Origin of the sequence: Goodfellowiella coeruleoviolacea (assembly GCF_024171785.1) — a bacterium.
GTDB classification, from domain to species: Bacteria; Actinomycetota; Actinomycetes; order Mycobacteriales; family Pseudonocardiaceae; genus Goodfellowiella; species Goodfellowiella coeruleoviolacea.
The window spans coordinates 1-21,670 of the sequence record NZ_JAMTCK010000027.1 but is presented as its reverse complement, the minus strand read 5'-3'; the positions used below and the strand labels follow the sequence as shown (position 1 = coordinate 21,670).

The following is a 21,670-nucleotide window of genomic DNA, read 5'->3' as shown; positions in this document are numbered from 1 at the left end:
TGGCCCGGGCCGGATACCACTCCTCGAACGAGTGAACCTCATGCGATCGGCGTATTTCGGTGCGCCCAGGTCCGCGTTTTTATACGTGAGCTGCATGGACAGCCGGTAACCAGTGATTACACTGCCAGCACGCTCAGTGACGGGGGCGAGGCCATGGAATCGTTCGGATTACGGGGGTCCAGCATCCGGCGCGCCTGCCCGTGCGGGGCCCTGATCGCTTCCGACAACTCGGACCGGTTGTGCAACCGCTGCCGCCGCAACGCGCGCCCACAGGTCTTCGGCCCACCCGAGGTGCCCGAGTCGTTCTGGAGCCACTCGGTGCTGGCCGGCGCGTTCGCCGACCGGGACATGGGCGCGCTGCTGGCGGCCTACCGGCACCACCCGCACCACGTCAACCGGATCACCCAGGACCGGCTGGCGACCTGGCTGGGCATCAGCCAGGCGCAGCTGAGCCGCTACGAGACCGGTGAGAACCCGATCGACCGGATGGACAAGCTCAAGCACTTCGCCGAGGTGCTGCGCGTGCCCGCCGACCGGCTGTGGTTCGACCGGACCGGTGCCACGGGCAGAGCCGATGCCGACCGAGACCCGGCGCCCGACGTGTTCAGCGCGGCCTGGGACGCGCCGAGCATCGCTCGGTCGGTTGAGGAGACGACAAGGAGCGACTTGGCAATCAGCAGAAGGGCCGCGCTCACCGGGGCGGCCGCGGTCACAGTGGGCTCCGCCCTGGTGGAACCGCTGCAGCGGTGGCTCAACCCGGTCCCGTCCATGTCCCGCTGGTCCTCCGGGGCGGCCGTCTCCGAGGACGAACTCGCCGCGCTCCAGCGCGTCAGCGAGGGGCTGCGCGGCTGGGGCGGCCGGGGTGGTGCCGGGCTGGCCCGCAAGGCCGTGCTCGGGCAGCTCGACGAACTGGCCGAGCGACTGCAGCGGGCGCCGGCCGGCCCCACCACCGAGCGCGCGTTCTTCATCGGGGCGGAGCTGGCCAAGGTGGCGGCGAGCATGTCCTGGGACGCCGGCCTGCACGACGCGGCCCAGCGCTACTACGTGCTGGCCGTGCGGATGGCCAAGGCCGGCCGCAACGACCCGTTCGCCGCCATGTGCCTGGCGGCCATGGCGCGCCAGATGTTCGACCTGGGCCGCCCCGAGGACGGCCTGGACCTGGTGCAGCTGGGCCAGTACGGGACCAGGCGCACGGCGACGCCGACGCTGCGCGCGGTGCTGCTGACCAGGGAGGCGTGGGCGTACGCGCAGATGGGCCAGGTCCGGGAGTTCCACCGCGCGATCGGCATGGCCCAGGAGTGCTTCACCAACCGCAACGCCAGCGCCGAGCCGCACTGGCTGCACAACTTCGACGAGGCCGAGCTGGAGGGCGTGATCGGCGCTCGCCTGCGCGACCTGGCCGCCCACGACCCGCGCCAGGCACCACTGGCCGAGCAGCACATCCGCCGGGCCCTGGCGCTGCGCGACCCGTCCCGGCTGCGCAACCGCGCGTTCGACGTGATCGGGCTGGCCAGGACCAGGGTGGTGGCCGGTGATCCGGAGGAGGCGTGCGCGCTGATCAAGAGCGTGCTGCCGACCGCCGTGAAACTGCGCTCCGGCCGGGTGCTGCGCAAGCTCCAGGACTTCGCCAGGGAGTCGGCGCGGCACCGGCAGCTGCCCGCGGTGCGGGAGACCAGGGACGCCATCCGCACGGTGCGGACGGCCTAGGCAAGGGAGTCGCGGTGGTCGGCTTGCTCCACGAGGGTTCCCGGGTGACAACGAGCACCGTGGGCGTCACCGGGCACTCCAACCTGGCCCCGGCGTGCCTGCCGGTGGTGGCCGCCGAACTGGGGGCGGCACTGCGCGAACTCGGTGCGGCGTCCGGCGCGCTGACCGGGGTGAGCTGCCTGGCGCCCGGCGCCGACCAGGTGTTCGCCAGGGTGCTGCTGGAACTGGGCGGGCGACTGGAGGTGGTGCTGCCGGCGTTGGACTACCGGGACCGGCTGGCCCCCGAGCACGTGGCCGACTTCGACGCGCTGCGCGCCGCCGCCTCGGCAGTGACGGTGCTGCCGTTCGCGCGGTCCGGCCGGCGCGCCTACGTGGCCGCCAACCAGCGCGTCCTCGACCGGGTCGACCACCTGGTCGCGGTGTGGGACGGCCAGCCGGCCGGCGGTGCCGGGGGCACCGGCGACGTGGTGGCGCGCGCCAGGGCGGCCGGGCTGCCGGTGCGGGTCGTCTGGCCCGCCGGCGCCGCCCGCGACTGACCTCGCCTGTCCTGACCTCGCCTGGACTGACCTGACCTGACCTGGAGTGAGCTGAGCTGACCCGGCTGGTCCGCGCTGGACCGGGGCGGCTGAGCCGGGACTCGACGCTCTCGACGATCACCGGCCCTTGCTGTTGCCACGAATTTTAGTTTAGCCTGAAATTCCTAGCAACTTCGGAAGGTTGTGACTTGTGGTGTCCTCGCAGTCGGCCGTTCGGGTCGAGCAGGTGATGTTCCCCAGCGGGGGCGTCCGCCGGGCCGGTGACCTGCACCTGGTCCGGCCGACGCCCGCTCCCACCGACGACCTGCCCGTCGGCGAGGATCAGTGACCGCCAGCCGCCACTCGCCCGGCCCGACCGGGTGGGCACGGCACCGTCCCTGATCGCGAAGGAGCACCCGCATGCCCGCCGACCGGCACGACGCCGCCGACCACACCCGCGACCCCGGCCGCGACAACGCCGGGAACCTGGAGCGCGACGAGGCACTGCGCTGGGTCGAGCGGGTGGCGACGTTCTGCAACGAGGCGTGGGGGCTGGCGCCGATCACCGGACGCATCCTCGGCTGGCTGATGATCTGCGACCCGCCCGAGCAGTCCGCCGGTGACATCGCCGACGCGATCGGCGCCAGCCGGGCCTCGCTCACCGCCAACCTGCGGCTGCTCACCGCCATGCGGCTGGTGCGCAGGCACACCAGGTCGGGCGAGCGCACCGCCTACTACCGGATGGAGGACGACGCCTGGGAGAAGGTCGTCCGACAGCGCCTGGCCGCGTTCGCCGCGTTCCACGACGTGGCCGAGGAGGCGCTGCGCCTTCGCGGCCTGACCGAGGCGCGCACCAGGCGCATCCGCTCCGCCCAGAAGTCGATCGCCCTGCTTGTCGACTCGGTCGAACAGGCACAGCAGGCAGCCGGGGCCCGCGCCGAGGAGTGAACGCGGGCCCCGGCCCACCCGCGAGGTGACCTCGCAGAAAGCAGCACGGACATGAAGGCCGTCATCATCACCACCGGCTCACGCGGTGACATCGCGCCGTTCACCGGCCTGGCCGCTCGGCTGCGCGCCGCCGGCCACGACGTGGCCATCGCCACCCAGGCGGCGTTCGCCGACCTGGTGCGCGCGGCCGGGTGCGAGTTCCGGCTGGTCCCCGGGGACGTGCGCGCCGACCTGGCCTCCACGCGGGGCCAGGACTGGCAGCGCCGCGGCACCGGCCGGCTCGGCGCGTTGCGCACCAACATCGAGATGGGCCGGCAGTTGCTGGCCGACGTGGGTCGGGGGGTCGTGGCCGCGGCCGAGGGCGCGGACGTGCTGTTGTTGCAGCGCACCGCCCTGGTGCACGGCTACCTGGTCGCCACGGCCACGGGCGTTCCCGGCATGGCCCTGGAACTGTTCCCCGGCGTGCCCAGCGCCGACTTCGCCCTGCCCTCGCTGGGCGTCGAACTGTTCGGCCGGTGGGGCAACCGCGCCCTCCCGCGCCTGGCCTTCGGCCTGGGCAAGCTGGTGCGCACCCCGCTGGACGACACCGTGCGCGACCTCCAGCGGGAACTGGGCCTGCCACGCACCAGCCTGGCCGCGGTCCGGGCGGCCATGCTCGACGACCCGGCCTGGCCGATCCGCCACGGCTTCAGCCAGGCCATCGTGCCCCGGCCGGCGGACTGGCGGCCCGGTGTGACCGTGGACGGGTACTGGTGGCCACCGGCCCCACCCGAGGACTGGCGGCCGCCGGCGGAACTGGCCGACTTCCTGGCCGCCGGCCCGCCCCCGGTGTTCGTCGGCTTCGGCAGCATGTCCCACCCGGACGGCGCCGCCCTGGCCGAGACCGTGACCTCGGCACTGCGCCGGGCACGGGTGCGCGCGGTGGTCCAGGCCGGCTGGTCGGGCCTGGCCGGCAGCGGCGACGACGTGTGCTCCGTCGGCGACGTGCCGCACGAGTGGCTGTTCCCCCGGATGGCCGCGGTGGTGCACCACGCCGGCGCGGGCACCACCGGTGCGGGACTGCGCGCCGGCGTGCCCGCGGTGCCCGTGGCGGTCCTCGGCGACCAGCCGTTCTGGGCGCGCCGGCTGGTCAAGCTGGGTGTGAGCCCCGGGTGGCTACCCCTGCGCGGGCTCACCGCCGACCGCCTGGCCGAGCTGATCCGGCGGGCCGTCACCGACGAGTCACACCGGCGCCGCGCCCAGGCGGTCGCCGAGCGGGTCCGGGCCGAGGACGGCGCTGGCCGGATCGTCGCGGCGCTGCGGCACCTGGACCGCTGACCAGCAGCGCGTTGCACCACGCAAGGCGCCCTCGACTACGCCCCGGTCGCCGCGCCCTTTACAAGACACCTGACGCAAGGCGCCCTCGGCTACGCCCCGGTCGCCGCGCCCCCTTCAAAACACCTGACGCAAGGCGCCCTCGGCTACGCCCCGGTTGCCGCGCCCCCTTCAAAACACCTGACGCAAGGCGCCCTCGGCTACGCCCCGGTTGCCGCGCCCCTTACAAGACACCTGACGCAAGGCGCCCTCGGCTACGCCTCGGTTGCCTTGCGGTGCAACCCGCGCAGTGACCGCATGGCCTGGACGGCGTGCTCGCGGTCGGCGGCCTGCACGGCCATCACCGAGATGTACTCGTCGTCGGGCAGTTCCAGCCGGGCCCAGGCAGCCCCGTCCGGGAAGCTCAGGTACAGCACGTCGGTCCAGGCGAAGCGCTGGGTGGTGAAGATGTTGCGCACCTCGATGCCGGTGGCGTCGGCGCGGACCCGGGGCCGGGTGAACAACAGCGCCCCGACCGCCAGCAGCACGCCGAGGCCCAGCATGGCCACCTGGTCGGAGGGGCGGAAGTACACCCCGGTCGAGGACTTCTCCCCGTCCGGTGCCCGCAGCAGCACGGCCACCACGGCGAACACCACGACCAGCAGCACGGCCACGCAGCCGGCCACCACGCGGGCGCGCCGCGGCCGGACGGTCAGCGGCTGCTCGCCGGCGAGGTCCGCCGACGGTTCGGTCTCGGTCATCACAGCGTCCTCCGCCCCGGGTCGGCCGCACGCAGTTCCCGCAGGGTCAGGGCGGTGTCCAGGGCCGCCGCGCACGCCTCGAAGCCCTTGTCCTCCGTCGAGCCCGGCAGCCCGCAGCGGTCCACGGCCTGCTGCTCGGTGTCACAGGTGAGCACCCCGTTGCCGATCGGCGTGGACTCGTCGAGGCTGACCCTGGTCAGTCCGGCGGTCACCGCGTCGCACACGTACTCGAAGTGCGGGGTGCCACCGCGGATCACCACGCCGAGCGCGACCACCGCGTCGTGGCTGCGCGCCAGTTCCTGACACACCACGGGGAGTTCGACCGAGCCGGCCACCCGGACCACGGTCGGGTCGCTGATCCCGGCCTTGCCGGCCGCGGCCAGCGCGCGCTCCAGCAGCGCGTCGGTGATGGTGGCGTGCCACCGGGTGGCGACGACGGCCAGGCGCAGCCCGGTGGCGTCCGGCACCGCGATCTCAGGTCGTCCAGTTCCACTCACGTTGTGTTCTCCCTGGTCACGTACTGGTCCAGGTGGGCGAGGTCATGGCCCATCCGGTCCCGTTTGGTGCGCAGGTAGCGCAGGTTCTCGGGGTTGGGCCACACCGACAGCGGGACCCGGTCCACCACGCGCAGGCCGTAGCCCTCCAGGCCGACCCGCTTGGCCGGGTTGTTGGTCAGCAGCCGCATCGACCGGATGCCCAGGTCGACCAGGATCTGCGCGCCCGTGCCGTAGTCCCTGGCGTCCGCGGGCATGCCCAGCGCCAGGTTGGCGTCCACCGTGTCGGCGCCGCTGTCCTGTAACTGGTAGGCCTGCAGCTTGTGGATCAGCCCGATGCCGCGCCCCTCGTGGCCGCGCATGTAGAGCACCACGCCCCGGCCCTCGGCCGCCACCGCCTCCAGGGCGGCGTCCAACTGCGGGCCGCAGTCGCAGCGCAGCGAGCCGAACACGTCGCCGGTCAGGCACTCCGAGTGCACCCGGACCAGCACGTCCTCCCCGTCGCCCAGGTCGCCGTAGACCAGCGCGATGTGCTCGATGCCGTCCAGCAGGCTGTCGTAGCCGACCGCGCGGAAGTTGCCGTGCGCGGTGGGGATGCGGGCCTCGGCCACCCGCTGCACCTGCTTCTCGGTGCGGCGCCGGTAGGCGACCAGGTCGGCGATGGTGATCAGCCGCAGGTCGTGTTCCTCGGCGAAGACCGCCAGCTCGTCCCGGCGGGCCATGCCGCTCTCGTCCTTCTGCGAGACGATCTCGCAGAGCACGCCGGCCGGCCGCAGCCCGGCCATCCGGGCCAGGTCCACGGCGGCCTCGGTGTGGCCGCAGCGGCGCAGCACCCCGCCGTCCTTGGCGCGCAGCGGCACCACGTGTCCGGGCCGGACCAGGTCGCCGGGCACGGTGTCCGCCGCGGCCAGCAGCCGGATGGTGCGGGCCCGGTCGGCGGCGGAGATGCCGGTGCTCACCCCCTGCCTGGCGTCCACGGTCACGGCGTACGCGGTCTGCCGCTGGTCCTGGTAGGTGTGGTACATCGGCGGCAGGTCGAGCCGGTCGCAGTCGGCCTCGGTGAGCGGCACGCAGATGTAGCCCGACGTGTAGCGGACCATGAAGGCGATCAGCTCGGGTGTGGCCTTCTCGGCGGCGAAGATCAGGTCACCCTCGTTCTCCCGGTCCTCGTCGTCGACCACGATCACGGGGCGGCCGGCCGCGATGTCGGCGATGGCGCGCTCGATCTCCCGGAAGTCGCGCTGCGGCGCCTGGTCACGGCTCGGCGCGGCGGCGGCCGGCGGTTCAACTGGCTCGGCGGGCTCGGCGGGCTCGACGGGTTCGGCTGGTTCGGTCACTGGGCCTCCTTGGTCCCCGCGCCATTGTCCTCCACCGGGGCGGCGGTCAGACCGGCCAGCCGGGCGGCCGTGAGCTTCTCCACGTACTTGGCGAGCACGTCCACCTCGATGTTGACCACGGCGCCCGGATCGAGGGCCCCCAGGGTGGTGTCGGCCAGGGTGGTCGGGATGAGCGCGACGGTGAACTCGTCGTCGGTGACCTCGACCACGGTCAGCGAGACCCCGTCGACCGCGATGGAGCCCTTCTCCACCAGGTAGCGGGCCAGGCGCTGGGGGATGGCGAACCGGGTGAGCCCGGAGGCGTCCCTGGACACCAGCCGGCCCGTGCCGTCCACGTGCCCCTGCACCACGTGGCCGCCCAGCCGCTGACCCACCGCGGCGGCCCGCTCCAGGTTGACCCGGTCGCCCACGTGCACCTTGTCCAGGCTGCTGCGGCGCAGCGTCTCGTAGACCGCGTCCACCACGAAGGTGTCCCCCACCACCTCGACCACGGTCAGGCACACGCCGTTGACCGCGATCGAGTCCCCGTGCCGCGCGTCCGACGTGACCAGCGGCCCCCGGATGCTGACCCGGGCGGCCTCCTGTCGCGACTCCACGGCGGTGATCTCGCCCACCTCTTCGACGATCCCGGTGAACACGACGCCCTCCTCCTGGCTACCGCCGGAGCGGGCGCTGCGCCGCTGCTCCGGCCTGGTGATCTGGTGCGCCCGTCGGCCGCTGGCGACGGGCGCTAGTCCTGGCGGGCACATCCCCGTGCACCGGGAACCCTGCCCGGACACCGGCTCCGGGCAGCGGCGCCACGCCGGTCACGGCGACGACGTGCCGTCCGCGTCCGCCGCGGTCCACTCCGACCGGTGGCCCGCGGCCAGCGCGGCCTGACGCAGCCGCTCGACGGCGCGCCCGGGGTCGTCCGCGTCGTACACGGCCGACCCGGCCACGAAGCAGTCCACGCCGGCCTCGGCCGCGGCGGCGATGGTGTCGGCGTTGATGCCGCCGTCGATCTCCACCAGCAGCTTCAGGTGGCCGGTGTCGACGAGTCGGCGCGCGGTGCGCACCTTGTCCAGCACGTCGGGGATGAAGCTCTGTCCGCCGAAGCCCGGTTCGACCGACATCACCAGCAGTGTGTCGTAGTGCCGGAGCACGTCGAGGTACGGCTCCAGCGGCGTGCCCGGCTTGATCGACAGCCCGGCCCTGGCGCCGGCCGCACGGATGTCCTTGGCCAGCCGCACCGGGTCGGCCGCGGCCTCCACGTGCACGGTGACGTTGTGCGCGCCGGCCTCGGCGTAGCCGACCGCCCAGCGGTCCGGGTCCTCGATCATCAGGTGGCAGTCGAGCGGGATGTCGGTGGCCGCCAGCAGCGACCGGACCACGGGCAGGCCCAGCGTCAGGTTGGGCACGAAGTGCCCGTCCATCACGTCGACGTGCAGCCAGTCCGAGCCGGGTCGGCCCTCGCCTCGGGCGACCGCGGCCGCCTCCTCGGCCAGGCGCGCGAAGTCCGCGGACAGGATGCTGGGGGCGATCATCGGCTGGTGGACCACGTCCGCCAGTCTAGGTACCCGCCCGGTGGCACCGCCGCGTCGGCCCGGGGCCGCCCCACCAGGGGCGGGCCGGGTGTGCCCAACGCCTCACACACCCCGGTGAGCGCGCCCGGTCACCTCGTCGACCACGTCCAGCAGCCGCTGCCACGGCTGGGCCGACTCTCCGGACACGATCCGCACCCCGGCCGCGGCCAGCACGGCCAGGTGTCCCGGGTAGGCGGGATGCGCCGCGTGCGCCTGGTTGACCTGGGGGTGCAGCACCACTGGCAGCCCCGGCGTGCCCAGCGCCTCGCACAGCACGGTCAGCGCCTGGTTGTCGGCGATGCCCAGGGCGAGCTTGGCCACCGAGTTGGCGGTGGCCGGGGCGAACAGGAAGCAGTCGGGCACCGGGTGCGGCTTGGGCTGGTTGGGCAGCCGGGACGTGCTGCGCACCGGCAGGTCGGACAGTTCGGCCAGCCGGTCCAGTTCACCGTTGTCCGCCAGCCACCTGGCCGCGGTCGGGGTCAGCGTGACCGCCACCCGCCAACCCCGCCGCACGGCCGGCGCCACCAGTTCGACGCGCAACCGCTGTTCCACGCCACCGGCCCCCGAAGCCACCACGCCGAGCACACCGGGCACGCCGCCTCCTCACCCCGATCACCACACGTGCCGGCGATCCTGTCAGGCCAGTGCCGCCCGCAGCGCCGCGAGGAGGTTCAACCAGCGGGGGTCGCTGTCCGCGCCGGGCCAGCGCGGGCTGGTGCACACGTAGCCGAAGCCGACGCGGTGCTGCGGGTCGGCGAAACCCAGGTGGCCGCCGGCCCCGGGATGGCCGAAGGAACGCGCGGTCAGCCCGGGCATGGTGGGGCTGGGCAGTTGGAAGCCCCAGCCGTAGCGGAACTGGGCGCCGAACAAACCCACGTTGGCCACGCCGTCGGTCTGCGGCGCGCGAGCCCGGTCCACGGTGGCGTCGGTGAGCAGCCGGACACCGTCGACCTCGCTCACCGTGGCCGCGTACATCCGGGCCAGCGACCGGGCGTTGGTCACCCCGCCGGCCGCCGGGATCTCCGCCGCGAGGTAGGCCCGCCACGCGCGCGGATCAGCGGGGTCGGTGGCCGCGTGGAAGGCCGCGAACGAGGCCAGCGCGGCCTGGGCGATCCGGTGCCGGACGGTGCCCGGCTCGACCGCCGCCAGATCCGGGCCGCCGGCGCCGGCGGGCGGCCCGGCCGGCGCCACCCGGTGGTGGTGCCGCTCGGGCAGGCCGATCCAGAAGTCCAGGCCGAGCGGTGCGGCGATCTCAGTGGCGAGGAACTGGCCGATCGAGGTGCCGGTGACCCGGCGCACCAGTTCACCGGCCAGGGTGCCGAACGTGGTGGCGTGATAGGCCCAGGCGGTGCCCGGCACCCACCAGGGCTCGGCCCCGGCCAGGGCGTCGACCAGGGCCGGGCCGGTCATCGTGGCCAGGCCGCGCAGGCCCGCCGACGGGTCCACGTCGGGCAGGCCGGCCAGGTGGCCGAGCACCCACCTGACCGGGATGTCCTGCTTTCCCGCCTGGCCGAACTCCGGCCAGTAGGCGGCCACCGGCGCGTCGGGGTCGAGCAGGCCGCGCTGCACCAGCAGGGCCAGGCAGGTGGCGGTGGCGCCCTTGGTGGCGGACTGGACGACCACCAACGAGTCCTCGGTGAACGGACGGGCGCGGACCGCGTCGCTGCCGCCCCACAGCTCGACGACGGGGTGGCCGTCCAGGTAGATGGCCACCCCGGCGCCCACCTCCCCGTGCCGGGCGAAGTTCTCGGCGAACGCGTCGGCCACCGCGCCGAAGCCCGGTGTGACGTCCCCGTGAATCTCGACCATGTCAGCCCGCCGCCTCTCGCCACCGCTCGCGGCACCCGCGACGCGGCTATTTAACCGGGTAGTTCAGATTACTGATCACCTTAGTACGTCCTCTTTGCTTCTCGTGATCACCCCACGCTGGACAGCCGCCGCGCGGGCGCGTTCGGCGCGCACCACCCGGTGGGCGATGACCGCGGACACGGCCAGCCCGAGCAGCGCGAACACCAGGCCGAGACCGGGGTGGCCGGACGCCAGGCCGGCCTGCCTGGCCAGCACGCCGACCCCGGTCCAGAGCACCGCCCACACGGCCGCGCCGAGCGTGGTGATGCGCAGGAACCGGGCGTAGCCCATGCCGACGCAGCCGGCCATGATCGGCACCAGCGAGTGCAGCACGGCCACGAACCTGGTGCTGACCATGGCCCTGGCGGCCGGGCCGTTGGCCAGCTCCTCGGCTCGCCGCCACCGGTCCGGGCCGATGCGCCGGCCCAGCCAGCCGGCCCTGATGGCCGGCCCCACGGTGCGGCCGAGCAGGTAGCCGCCGCTCTGGCCGAGCAGGGTGCCGGCGAACGCGACGGCGGCGATCAGCACGGCCCAGCGCACCGGCAGCACCGCGGCGGCGAACACCACCGCGACATCGCCGGGCACCACCAGGCCGACCAGCACGGAGGTCTCCAGCACCATGATGCCCAGCACCAGGACCACCACCACCGCCGGCGGCACCGCGTCGAACCGCGCCACCAGATCGTTGAAGAACCCGCCCACTAGCCGCTCCCCGGTCACCTCGGATCGTCCATCACCCAGGGTGGTCGATCGTGTGCCGCGCCGAGTCGGGGATACCCCTGGGAGGCGCCTGGAATCATCTCCGGGTCCTCCCTGACCGCGGCCGGGGATGCGTCAGCGGCGGGCGGGCGCCGCGCCGGCGGCGGTTAGGGGCGGCGCAGCAGCGCGCAGAACATGCCGTCCGTGCCGTGCAGGTGCGGCCACAGCTGCACGTGCGGCCCCGCGCCCAGGTCGGGCACGCCCGGGAAGAACTCACGGGTGTCCAGGGGTTCGGCCAGGCCGCGCCGGACGGCGTCGGAGACCACGCCCACGGTCTCGGACAGGTGCGGCGAGCACACCACGTAGCCGACCACCCCGCCGGGCCGCACCAGGCGCAGCGCCGAGGCCAGCAGCTCGCGTTGCAGCCTGGTGAGTTCGGGCAGGTCCGAGGGCTGGCGCCGCCAGCGCGCCTCGGGCCGGCGGCGCAGCGCGCCCAACCCGGTGCACGGCGCGTCCACCAGCACCCGGTCGTAGCTGGACTCGGCCAGCCCGGGGTCGCGGCCGTCGCCGACGTGCACGGTGACCGGCAGCCCCTCGGTGGCGCGTCGGACCAGTTCGGCGCGGTGCGGGGCCTTCTCCACCGCGTCCAGTGTGCCGCCGGACAGCCCGACCAGGGCGCCGAGCAGCGTGGCCTTGCCCCCGGGGCCAGCGCACAGGTCCAGCCAGCGCTCGCCCTCGCCGTCGGTCGGGGGCACCCGGGTCAGGGCGAGCGCGCACAGCTGGCTGCCCTCGTCCTGCACCGCGGCCAGCTTCTCCCGCACCGGGTCCAGCTCGCCCGGGTCGCCGGCGCCGGCGTCCAGCCGCACCCCGTACGGCGAGTACGGCGCGGGCTCGCCACCGGTCATGGCGGCCAGCTCGTCCGCGCTGACCTCGCCGGGCCGGGCGGTCAGGTGCACGGCGGGCCGGGCGTCGTCCGCGGCCAGCGCCGCGGCCAACGGCTCACCCTTGCTGCCCAGCGCCTCGGCGAACGCCTGCGCGATCCAGCGCGGGTGGGCGCTGCGCAGCGCGAGGTGGCCGACGGGGTCGGCCTGCTCGTCCGGGGCCAGCTGGGCCACCCAGGCCGCCTCGTCCTGCTCGGCCACCCGGCGCAGCACCGCGTTGACGAAGCCGGCCGGTCCGGAACCCTGCCTGGCGCGCACCAGGTCCACTGTGGAGTCCACGGCCGCGTGCACCGGAATCCTGGTGCGCAGCAACTGGTAGGTGCCCAGGCGCAGCGCGTCCAGCAGCAGACCGTCCACCTGGGACAGTGGCCGGTCCACGCAGGCGTCCAGCACCGCGTCCAGCAGTCCCCTGGCGCGGGCCGAGCCGTAGGCGAGTTCGGTGGCCAGTCCGGCGTCGCGGCCGCTGATCCGGCGCTGCCGCAGCAGACCGGGCAGCACCAGGTTGGCGTAGGCGTCCCGCTCCCGCACCGCGATCAGCGTGTCCAGCGCGGCCTCGCGCGCCGGGTCCACCACGGGTGGCCGGGCCGGCCCCGGTCGCCGGCCGCCCGGCCGGGGGCGGCGTGGGCCGGCCGGCCCGGACGATCGGCGTGCCCTGTCGTTCACCGCACCCGCTCCCCTGGCGCGATGCGGCTGCCCCGCGCCCAGTCCGTCGCCGCCATCTGCTTCTTGCCCTGGGCCTGCACCTGGCCCAGGCGCACCGGGTCGGTGGCCGTGCCCACCAGCACCTGCCGGCGCTCCACCCGGATCTCCCCGGCCGCCAGCCGCTCCCCGGACACCGGTTCCACCGGACCGAGCTTGAGCCGTTCACCGCGGAACTCGGTCCACGCCCCCGGGTCGGGGGTGACCGCGCGGACCAGCCGGTCCACGGCGAAGGCGGGTTCGGTGAAGTCCACCCGCGCGTCGTCCACGGTGACCTTGCCCGCGTAGCTGATCCCCTCGGCGGGCTGGTCCACCGCGCGCAGCGTGCCGTCCTCGATGCCGTCCAGTGTGGACACCAGCAGACCCGCCCCGGACACGGCGAGCCGGTCCAGCAGCTCGCCGGCGGTGTCCCTGGGCTTGATCGCCTCGGTGATCACCCCGAACACCGGCCCGGCGTCGAGTTCCCGCACGATGCGGAAGGTGCTGGCCCCGGTGATCTCGTCACCGGCGCGCACCGCGGCCTGCACCGGCGCCGCGCCGCGCCAGGCCGGCAGCAGGGAGAAGTGCAGGTTCACCCAGCCGTGCCGGGGGATGTCCAGCGCCCGTTGCGGCAGCAGCGCGCCGTAGGCGACCACCGGGCAGCAGTCCGGGCCGATCTCGGTGAGCCGGGCCAGGAACTCGGGGTCGCGCACCCGCTGCGGGGTGAGCACCTCGATGCCGTGCTCGTCGGCCAGGGCGCCCACCGGGGAGCGGACCAGGCGCCGACCCCGGCCGGCCGGGGCGTCCGGCCGGGTGACCACGGCGGCCACCTCGTGCCGGGACGAGTCGATCAGCGCGCGCAGCGCGGGCACGGCCGCCTGCGGGGTTCCCGCGAAGACCAGTTTCATCAGTGCGCTCCACCGAAGAGCGGGTGCGGGTCCTGTTTGATCGTGGGCATCGCCCCATCGAACCACTCGGCCTCGCGGATGGCCTTCATGGCGGCCTTGCGCGTCTGCGCGTCGAGCCGGTCCACGAACAGCACGCCGTCCAGGTGGTCGGTCTCGTGCTGGATGCACCGCGCCAGCAGGTGGCTGCCCTCCACCTCGACCGGCTCGCCGTGCATGTTCCAGCCCTTGGCCACCACGTTCAGGTGCCGGCGGCAGTCCCAGCTCATGCCGGGGATGGACAGGCAGCCCTCGGGGCCGTCCTGGTACTCGTCGCCGACCACGTCGAAGGTGGGGTTGACCAGGTGTCCGGCAAAGCCGTCGCAGTGGTAGGTGAACACCCGCAGGCTCACGCCCAGCTGTGGGGCGGCCAACCCGGCCCCGCCCTGGTCCTCCATGGTGTCCCACAGGTCCTTGACCAGGTTGCGGAGCTCCCGGTCGAAGTCGGTCACCTCGGCGGCCCTGGTGCGCAGGACCGGGTCACCGAACAACCGAACGGGCTGAACCGTCACGCCAGTCTCCTCCCAGACTCGTCTTCGGCGTGGTGACCGTCGGTCACCGCCGCCGCCCATCCTCCCAAAACCCCCAGGGCGGCGGCCGCGCGCCCTCGCCGCTACCGCGGGGCCGGGTGCACCACCATGGCCGCGCCGCCGCCGCGCCGGGCGGGTTCGGCCGCGGCCAGCCACCGGCCGTCGGGCAGCCGCTCCACGCCGGTGGCCGCGCCGATCTCCGCGATGCGGGTGAACCGGTGCCCGAGCGCGGCCAGGTCGGCGGCGGCCGGGGTGGCCAGGAAGCCCGGTTCGGCCTCGGTGCTGGCGGCGTTGCGCTGGGACGCCCTGGGCGCGGCGATCGCCTCGGCCAGGGGCAGTCGCCGGTCCAGCCGGTTGAGCAGCACCTGGGTCACGGTGCTGATGATGGTGGCGCCGCCGGGTGAGCCCAGGGCCAGCACCGGCCGGCCGTGCGCCAGCACGACGGTGGGGGCCATGGACGAGCGGGGCCGCTTGCCGGGGCCGGGCAGGTTCGGGTCGGGCAGGCCAGGGCTGACCGGGGTGAACGAGAAGTCGGTCAGCTCGTTGTTGAGCAGGAACCCGCGTCCGGGCACCACGATCCCGCTGCCGCCGGTCTGTTCGATGGTCAGGGTGTAGGCGACCACGTTGCCCCACTGGTCGGCCACGGTCAGGTGGGTGGTGTTGGGGCCCTCCGGCGCGGAGGGCACGCCCGCGCCGCCGCCCTGGCAGGCGCGCGGGGCCCGCGGGTCACCGGCGGGGGCCGGGCTGGCCAGCACCGCGCCCGGGCTGATCAGGCAGGCCCTGGTGGCGGCGAAGCGCTGGGACAGCAGTGCGCCGGTGGGCACGTCCACCTCGGCCGGGTCGCCGACCCAGCGGTTGCGGTCGGCGAAGGCGAGCCGGCTCGCCTCCAGGTAGTGGTGCAGGTACTGGGTCTGCCCGGCGGCGGCCAGGTCGGTGTGCTCCAGGATGTTCAGCGCCTCGCCCACGGTGGTGCCACCGGAGGCCGGCGGCGCCATGCCGTACACGTCCAGGCCGCGGTAGCGGATGTGGGTGGGCGCCCGGTCCACGATCCGGTAGCCGCGCAGGTCCTGCTCGGTGAGCAGGCCGGGCCGCACCCGCTGGCCGGCGGCGGGGTCCACCGGCGGCCGGCGCACCGCGGCCACCAGGTCCCGGCCGATCTCGCCCTGGTAGAGCGCGGCCGGCCCCTTGTCGGCCAGCAGCGCGTAGGTGGCGGCCAGGTCGGGGTTGCGCAGCACGCTGCCCACGGCCGGTGGCGCGCCGCCGGGCAGGAACAGCTGTCGGGTCGCGGGGAACGCGGCGAACCGCTGGGCGTTGGCCGCGGTCTGGTCCTGGAAGGTCTGGTCGACCACGAACCCGTGCTCGGCCAGCTCCCGGGCCGGGCGCAGCACCTGGTCGAGCCGGCGCCGGCCCCACTGGTCCAGCACGTGCTGCCACAGCAGGGGCGTGCCTGGCACGCCGACGCCCAGTCCGCTGGTGACCGCCTCGGCGAACGGGATGGGTGTGCCGTCCTCCAGGAACAGGTTCTCGGTGGCGGCGCTGGGCGCGGTCTCCCGGCCGTCCACGGTGTGCACCCGGCCGGTGGCGGCCTCGTAGTACACGAGGAACCCGCCGCCGCCCACGCCGGCGGAGTACGGCTCGGTCACGCCCAGTGCCGCGGCGGCGGCCACGGCCGCGTCGACCGCGTTGCCGCCCTGCCGGAGCACCTCGACGCCGGCGGCGGTGGCGTCCTGGTCGACGGTGGCCACCGCCCCGCCGTGGCCGACGGCCGTGGCGGCCTTGCCCGCCGCCGGGGCGGCCCCGGCGCTGCCCGGCGGGGCCGCGACGACCAGTGCGGCCAGGCTCACCACCGCGACGCACCACCGCACCACCGCCCGCACGGCTCACCTCCGCCTGCTCGCCCCGACCCGCCCCGACTCGCTCCGTCCTAGCGGCCGCCGGGGCCGGCGGGAGCCGATACGGGTCACCTGCGTCCCCGGTCTACTGCCCACCCCGCCAGGTTGCAACCCGGCCAAGAAACCCGGCGGGCAGGCAACCACGGTGCGGTGTCGGACACCTGTAGGGCATGAAGGTCATCGTCAAGACCGAGGGGGAGGCCGGACCGGTGGTCGAGCCAACCGCCAGACCGGCGGCCCGAACCGACGCGGAGCTGTGGGAGCGCGCCCAGAACGGCGACCGCGCCGCGTTCGGTGAGCTGTTCAACCGACACGTCGAGGCGTTGTGGAACCACGCCTACCGGCTCACCGCCTCCTGGTCGCAGGCCGAGGACATCGCGTCGAACACGTTCCTCATCGCGTGGCGGCGCCGGGCGGAGATCACCCTGGTCCGGGACAGCGCCCTGCCCTGGCTTTACGCGGTGGCCACCAACCTGGTGCGCGGTGAGCACCGCACGGCCACCCGGTTCGCCCGGCTGCTGCGCCGGCTGCCGGCCGAGCGCACCGAGCCCGACCACGCCGACCAGGTGGTGGGTCGCCTGGACGGGGACCGCCGCCTGCGCGCGGTGCTCGCCGCCGTGGACCGGTTGCCCCGGTCGGAGCGGGAAGCCGTGCGGCTGTGCCTGCTGGGCGAGCTGTCCACGGCCGACGCCGCCAAGGTGCTCGGGGTGGCCGAGACCAGCGTGCGATCGCGGATATCCCGAGCCCGCAGCCGACTCCGGGTCCTGCTTGCAGAGGAGGCCATCTGATGAACGACAAGTTCGAGCTGCCACCGCGCCGCCGGCTGCCCGACGAGATCAGGCAGCGGATGCGGACCCGGGTGTGGGAGGGGCTGGGTGAGCCGGACCAGCGGCCCCGGTGGACGGTGACGGTGCGCGGCCGGGCGCCGATCGCGGTGGCCGCCGCCGTGGTGGTGCTGGTGGCCGGTGGCGTCACCCTGCTCCAGTCGGTGCAGGGCGGTGGCGGGCAGCCCACGGCGGGCGGTCAGGCCACCACCACCCGGCCGAGTCAGCAGCTCGGTCCGCTCCTGGTCCCCGGGGTGGCCCAGAGCGCGGTGGACAAGTGCCAGGCGGTGGCGTTCGCCCAGACCACGCCGGGCGACTACGCCGAGCCCGACCGGTGGCGGCCGCGGTTCTCGGTGTCGCTGCCCGGGCGGGAGGTCGCGGTCTTCGACGCGGCCGGGCCGGTGTTCTGCGAACTCACCCGCACCACGGTCACGGTGTCCCCGGCGGTCGCGGCACCGCAGGTGCTGGACGTGTCGGCCCCGGCCAGCGCGGCCAGGGTGACCAGTCTGTTCCAGACGGCGAACCACACCCTCGCGGGCACGGTGGACAGCCAGGTCACCGGGCTCGAACTGGGGCTCGCCAACGCCGACGGCAGCAACGGGGTGCTCGGGCGCGCCGCCCTGATGGACGGGGTGTTCGTGGCCAATCTGCCGCTGTCGGAGCGCGGTGCCGCCCAGGGCGGCCGGCTGCTGCTCAGCGCGACGACGCCGACCGGGACGCTCACCGGCTCGGGCCCGGTGCCGGACGGACGGGTGTGGCAGGGCACGACGGTGGACGTGTGGCCCAGCGGTGATTCCGACCCCACCAGCCGGCGCAACCAGCTCGACCGCTGTCTGGACCGCGCCCTGGTCAACGGCTTGCCCGGGACCGACGCCGAGGGCTGGCAGCCGGGCGCGCGCGTCGGCTCGGCCGCCGACCAGGAGGGGGTGCTGGTGGCCCACCGCGACGACGGGCAGCTCGTGGCGTGTGCGCTGGCCGACCAGCACGGCGCCGAACTCCAGCTGGCCACCAGGATCTTCGCGCCGGACCGGACGGCCAACCCGGACGTGCCGGTGACGGCCGTGGACCTGTCCTGGCGGTTCCTCACGGTGTGGGGCGCGGTCGGACCCCGGGTGGCCCGGGTGGAACTGGTCGGGGAGAACACCACCGCGACCGGCGAGGTGGTCGACGGCACGTTCGCGGTGCAGCTGGCCGGGGTGACCGACGCCGCGGGGTGGGAGACCCGCAACGTGCTGCGCGCCTTTGACGCGGCCGGCAACCTGCTCTACGAGGGCACGCCGGTGATCCGCCGCTGAGCGCCGGCCCGGCCGGCCTCACACCAGGTCGACGGGGTCCAACCGGATCCGCACCGGGTCGGCTTCCTTGCGGGCGGTGCGCACGGCCTGGGCGGCGGCCAGCGCGGCGGCCAGGGCCCGCCCTTCGGCCCGGACCACCCGGATCAGCACCCGTTCCCGTTCGGCCGTGCCGTCCTCGGCGATCTCCCCCAGCGGCACCGGGCCGAGCACCTCGCCGGTCTCGGGCAGGCGCAGTTCGTCCAGCAGCCCGGCCAGCGCCTGGGGTGTTCCGTCCGCGGTGGCCATCCGCACCGCGGGCGGGAACCCCAGTTCGGTGCGGCCGGCCAGTTCCAGCCCGGCGTGCCAGGCCGGGTCCCAGCGGATGAGCGCCTGCACCGGGGCCAGCGACGAGTCGGCGACGACCACCACCCGGCCGCCCTGCCCGGCGGGGCGGACCAGGGCCGCGGCGGTCGTCCACCGCCGCAGGGTCTCCTCGGCCGCGCGCAGGTCGGCCCGACCGAGCAGGGCCCACCCGTCCAGCAGCAGGGCCGCGCCGTAGCCGCCCTCGGCCACTGGCTCGGCGCCGGGGGTGGACACCACCAGGGCGGGCCGGGCGGGCACGGTGGCCAGCACCTCGTCGCCCCCGGAGGTGCGCACGGCCACCCCGGCGAAGGCCCGGCCCAGTTCCTCGGCGGTGCGCCGGGCGCCGATGACCACGGCCCGCAGCCGCCGCGATCCACAGGCGGGGCAGTGGTAGGCGGCCTCGGCCGTGCCGCACCACCGGCAGGCCGGCGGTCGGGGCAGGCCGTCCGCGCTGACGCCGGGCAGGGCCAGTGGCCCGGCGCAGCGGCGGCAGCGGGCCGGCGCCCGGCAGGTGCCGCAGGTCAGTGCGGGCACGTACCCGCGCCGGGGCACCTGCACCAGCACGGGCGCGCCGGCCTGGAGCGCCTGCCTGGCCGCGGTGAAGGCCACCGAGGGCAGCCGGGCTGCCCGGGCGGCCGGGTCCCTGGCCAGCTGTTCGTCGTCCTCGCCGATGGCGGTCACCCGAGGCGCGGTGGCTCGGACGGCCGCCCGGTCGGCCACCACCTCGTGGGCCCAGCCGGTCTCGATCAGCAGCGCGGCCTCGGCGGTGCGGACGAACCCGGCGACCAGCAGCGCCGCCCCGGTCAGGTGGGCGCGCTGCACGAGCACGTCGCGCACGTGCGGGTAGGGCGACCGGGGTTCGGCGTGCAGGTCGTCGCCGTCGTCCCAGATCACGAACAGCCCGGGGTCGGCAACGGGCGCGAAGGCCGCCGCCCTGGTGCCGACGACCACGCGGGCGGCGCCGCGCCGCACCGCCAGCCAGCGCCGGTACCGCTCGGCCGGGCCGAGTCCGGCGGACAGCGCGACCACCCCGTCCGCGCCGAGCAGCGCGACGCACGCGGCGTGCACCCGCGCCACATCCCGGTAGTCGGGCACCACCAGGACCACGCCGCGGCCGGTGGCGGCGACCACGGCTGCCGCCTCGGCCAGCCGGGCCGGCCAGTCCTCGTCGGGCAGGGCCTGCCACACGGCGTGCGCGGGCCGACCGGCCCGCAGCGCCTCCAGGTAGGACTGGCCCCGGGGGTAGCGGGACCAGGCGTCGAGGTTGTCCGGCGGGTCCGGCACGGGCGCCGGGGCGGCCGGGGCCTGGCCCTCCGCTCGGGCGTGCCGGGGCGGCACGGCCAGCCGGAGCACGTCGATCAGGGTGCCCGCGTACCGGTCGGCGACCACCCGGGCCAGGGTGGCGATCTCCGGGGACAGCGCGGGCTCGGCCGAGACCACGCGTTCGAGGAACATCAGCCGCGCGGCCGGCACCTCGGAGGTGGCCACGCGGTCCAGGACGAACCCGTCCACCAGTTGTCCGGCGAAGCGGACGCGAACCCGGCAGCCGGGCACGGCGGTGTCGGCGAACTGGTCGGGCACCTGGTAGTCGAACGGCCGGTCCAGGTGAGCCAGTGGAACGTCCACGCACACCCTGGCGATCGGCAGCACGGCCGCCGGCTGCCGCTCACCTCGCCGCGTCTGAGTCTTTCCCCTGGCCACACCGCTGGTCTACCACAGCACGGTGACAGCGACCGACGCGCGCACCACCCGCACGACCGCCCCTCCGGCGCCACCCGACGCCCCGGCACGGCCCGAGCACGCCGGCGTGCCCAGCCACACGCACCCAGCCCCCGCCCTCCCAGGGGGGCGACCCCAGGTCCAGCCTATCGGCGTCAGACGGGGGAATCGCGGTGTGCTCGCTGGCTGTGGACAACTCCGGGGGCGGCGGTTCATCCGGCCCATTCGTGCGGCCCGGTTATCCACAGGCCACAGACGGGCGCTGTCCTGTCGGGCCGGATGGCACCGACGATCAGCGTCCGATCACGCTCCGGCTGCGGCCTTGAGCGCCTCAGCCCGATCCGTGCGCTCCCACGGCAGATCCAACTCCGGACGACCGAAATGACCATACGCCGCCGTCTGCGCGTAGATCGGCCGCAACAGATCCAGATCCCGAATGATCGCCGCCGGCCGCAGATCGAACACCTCACCGATCGCCGCCTGGATCTTCACCGGATCCACCGTCTCCGTCCCGAACGTCTCCACGAACAACCCCACCGGCGCCGCCTTCCCAATCGCGTACGCCACCTGCACCTCGATCCGACCCGCCAACCCCGCCGCCACCGCGTTCTTGGCCACCCACCGCATCGCATACGCCGCCGACCGGTCCACCTTCGACGGATCCTTACCCGAAAACGCCCCACCCCCATGCCGAGCCATCCCGCCATAGGTATCCACAATGATCTTCCGACCCGTCAGACCCGCATCCCCCATCGGACCACCGATCACGAACCGCCCCGTCGGATTCACCAACAACCGCACATCCCCGGTCTCCAACCCCAACTCCGCGACCTCCGGCGCCACCACGTGCTCCCGCACGTCCACACCCAACATCCGCTCCAGATCAATCCCATCCGCGTGCTGCGTGGACACCACCACCGTGTCCAACCGCACCGGCTGATCCCCCGCGTACTCGATCGTCACCTGCGTCTTGCCATCCGGCCGCAGATACGGCAACACCCCACTGTTGCGCACCGCCGTCAACCGCCGCGACAACCGATGCGCCAACGCGATCGGCAACGGCATCAACTCCGGCGTGTCCGTGCACGCGTACCCGAACATCAACCCCTGGTCACCAGCACCCTGCCGGTCGATCTCATCGATCGCGTTGTCCACCCGCGCCTCGTACGCGGCGTCCACCCCCTGCGCGATGTCCGGCGACTGCGACCCGATGGCCACGTTCACCCCGCACGAGTTGCCGTCAAACCCCTTGGCCGACGAGTCATACCCGATCCGCAGGATCACATCCCGCACAATGCTGGGGATGTCCACGTACGCATCCGTGGTCACCTCACCGACCAC

Annotated in this window: 21 protein-coding genes; 7 read left to right on the top strand and 14 right to left on the bottom strand. The window is 74.6% G+C overall.

Going from position 1 to position 21,670, the window contains the following annotated elements; genetic code table 11:
• The first annotated feature begins 153 nt into the window (after positions 1-153).
• The 5 genes from LX83_RS36065 (at position 154) to LX83_RS36050 (ending at position 4,487) form a co-directional block, all read left to right on the top strand.
• Positions 154-1,707, top strand: coding sequence for a helix-turn-helix domain-containing protein (locus LX83_RS36065; protein ID WP_253780241.1), 1,554 nt, complete (start codon positions 154-156; stop codon positions 1,705-1,707).
• Between the two features lie 44 nt (positions 1,708-1,751).
• Positions 1,752-2,243: a hypothetical protein gene (locus tag LX83_RS36060; protein WP_253780240.1), complete on the top strand. Its 492-nt coding sequence runs from the start codon at positions 1,752-1,754 to the stop codon at positions 2,241-2,243.
• Between the two features lie 193 nt (positions 2,244-2,436).
• On the top strand, positions 2,437-2,571 hold the full coding sequence (locus LX83_RS38225) for a hypothetical protein (RefSeq protein WP_301329500.1): 135 nt from the start codon (positions 2,437-2,439) through the stop codon (positions 2,569-2,571).
• Between the two features lie 71 nt (positions 2,572-2,642).
• Positions 2,643-3,170 carry a GbsR/MarR family transcriptional regulator gene (locus LX83_RS36055; protein ID WP_253780239.1) on the top strand — a complete coding sequence of 176 codons (528 nt, stop codon included), beginning with the start codon at positions 2,643-2,645 and terminating at the stop codon, positions 3,168-3,170.
• 51 nt (positions 3,171-3,221) lie between these two features.
• Positions 3,222-4,487: a glycosyltransferase gene (locus LX83_RS36050; protein WP_253780238.1), complete on the top strand. Its 1,266-nt coding sequence runs from the start codon at positions 3,222-3,224 to the stop codon at positions 4,485-4,487.
• A gap of 251 nt (positions 4,488-4,738) precedes the next feature.
• On the opposite strand, the gene LX83_RS36045 is transcribed toward LX83_RS36050, so the two are convergent.
• The 12 genes from LX83_RS36045 to ggt form a co-directional block, all read right to left on the bottom strand.
• Positions 4,739-5,224, bottom strand: a complete 486-nt coding sequence (locus tag LX83_RS36045) for a PH domain-containing protein (protein WP_253780236.1) — start codon at positions 5,222-5,224, stop codon at positions 4,739-4,741.
• Positions 5,224-5,721: a 6,7-dimethyl-8-ribityllumazine synthase gene (ribH, locus tag LX83_RS36040; protein ID WP_253780235.1), complete on the bottom strand. Its 498-nt coding sequence runs from the start codon at positions 5,719-5,721 to the stop codon at positions 5,224-5,226. The genes LX83_RS36045 and ribH overlap by 1 nt, the downstream gene beginning before the upstream one ends.
• Entirely contained in the window at positions 5,718-7,055 is a 1,338-nt protein-coding gene (locus tag LX83_RS36035) for a bifunctional 3,4-dihydroxy-2-butanone-4-phosphate synthase/GTP cyclohydrolase II (protein WP_308204124.1), read from the bottom strand. Before LX83_RS36035 ends, ribH begins: the two co-directional genes overlap by 4 nt.
• Entirely contained in the window at positions 7,052-7,693 is a 642-nt protein-coding gene (locus LX83_RS36030) for a riboflavin synthase (protein ID WP_253780233.1), read from the bottom strand. The genes LX83_RS36035 and LX83_RS36030 overlap by 4 nt, the downstream gene beginning before the upstream one ends.
• A gap of 168 nt (positions 7,694-7,861) precedes the next feature.
• The gene (gene rpe / locus LX83_RS36025; RefSeq protein WP_301329506.1) at positions 7,862-8,578 is read right to left on the bottom strand and encodes a ribulose-phosphate 3-epimerase; all 717 of its coding nucleotides are present in this window, start codon (positions 8,576-8,578) and stop codon (positions 7,862-7,864) included.
• A 102-nt stretch (positions 8,579-8,680) separates the two neighbouring features.
• The gene (locus LX83_RS36020) at positions 8,681-9,211 is read right to left on the bottom strand and encodes a flavoprotein (RefSeq protein WP_253780228.1); all 531 of its coding nucleotides are present in this window, start codon (positions 9,209-9,211) and stop codon (positions 8,681-8,683) included.
• Positions 9,212-9,253: 42 nt separating this feature from the next.
• Positions 9,254-10,426 (bottom strand): serine hydrolase domain-containing protein, encoded by a 1,173-nt coding sequence (locus LX83_RS36015; protein ID WP_253780226.1) that lies wholly within the window; start codon positions 10,424-10,426, stop codon positions 9,254-9,256.
• A gap of 75 nt (positions 10,427-10,501) precedes the next feature.
• Complete coding sequence (locus LX83_RS36010) at positions 10,502-11,185, bottom strand: DedA family protein (protein ID WP_253780224.1); 684 nt, start codon at positions 11,183-11,185, stop codon at positions 10,502-10,504.
• A gap of 146 nt (positions 11,186-11,331) precedes the next feature.
• Positions 11,332-12,768: an RsmB/NOP family class I SAM-dependent RNA methyltransferase gene (locus LX83_RS36005; protein WP_253780222.1), complete on the bottom strand. Its 1,437-nt coding sequence runs from the start codon at positions 12,766-12,768 to the stop codon at positions 11,332-11,334.
• The gene (fmt, locus tag LX83_RS36000) at positions 12,765-13,691 is read right to left on the bottom strand and encodes a methionyl-tRNA formyltransferase (protein WP_253780220.1); all 927 of its coding nucleotides are present in this window, start codon (positions 13,689-13,691) and stop codon (positions 12,765-12,767) included. Before fmt ends, LX83_RS36005 begins: the two co-directional genes overlap by 4 nt.
• Positions 13,691-14,239, bottom strand: a complete 549-nt coding sequence (gene def / locus LX83_RS35995; protein WP_253780218.1) for a peptide deformylase — start codon at positions 14,237-14,239, stop codon at positions 13,691-13,693. The genes fmt and def overlap by 1 nt, the downstream gene beginning before the upstream one ends.
• 101 nt (positions 14,240-14,340) lie before the next feature.
• Positions 14,341-16,134, bottom strand: coding sequence for a gamma-glutamyltransferase (ggt, locus tag LX83_RS35990; RefSeq protein WP_253780216.1), 1,794 nt, complete (start codon positions 16,132-16,134; stop codon positions 14,341-14,343).
• Positions 16,135-16,319: 185 nt separating this feature from the next.
• Between ggt and LX83_RS35985 the strand changes: the two genes are divergently transcribed.
• Together LX83_RS35985 and LX83_RS35980 are read left to right on the top strand one after the other, a co-directional pair.
• Complete coding sequence (locus LX83_RS35985) at positions 16,320-16,937, top strand: RNA polymerase sigma factor (RefSeq protein WP_253780213.1); 618 nt, start codon at positions 16,320-16,322, stop codon at positions 16,935-16,937.
• A complete protein-coding gene (locus LX83_RS35980) occupies positions 16,937-18,268 on the top strand; it encodes a hypothetical protein (RefSeq protein WP_253780211.1) in 1,332 nt (443 codons plus the stop codon). Before LX83_RS35985 ends, LX83_RS35980 begins: the two co-directional genes overlap by 1 nt.
• 18 nt (positions 18,269-18,286) lie before the next feature.
• Here the strand turns inward: LX83_RS35980 and LX83_RS35975 are convergent, their stop codons facing one another.
• Both LX83_RS35975 and metK read right to left on the bottom strand, forming a co-directional pair.
• Positions 18,287-20,311: a primosomal protein N' gene (locus tag LX83_RS35975; RefSeq protein WP_253780209.1), complete on the bottom strand. Its 2,025-nt coding sequence runs from the start codon at positions 20,309-20,311 to the stop codon at positions 18,287-18,289.
• 321 nt (positions 20,312-20,632) lie between these two features.
• Positions 20,633-21,670 (bottom strand): methionine adenosyltransferase (metK, locus tag LX83_RS35970; RefSeq protein ID WP_253780207.1); only part of this gene is annotated, 1,038 nt, incomplete at its 5' end.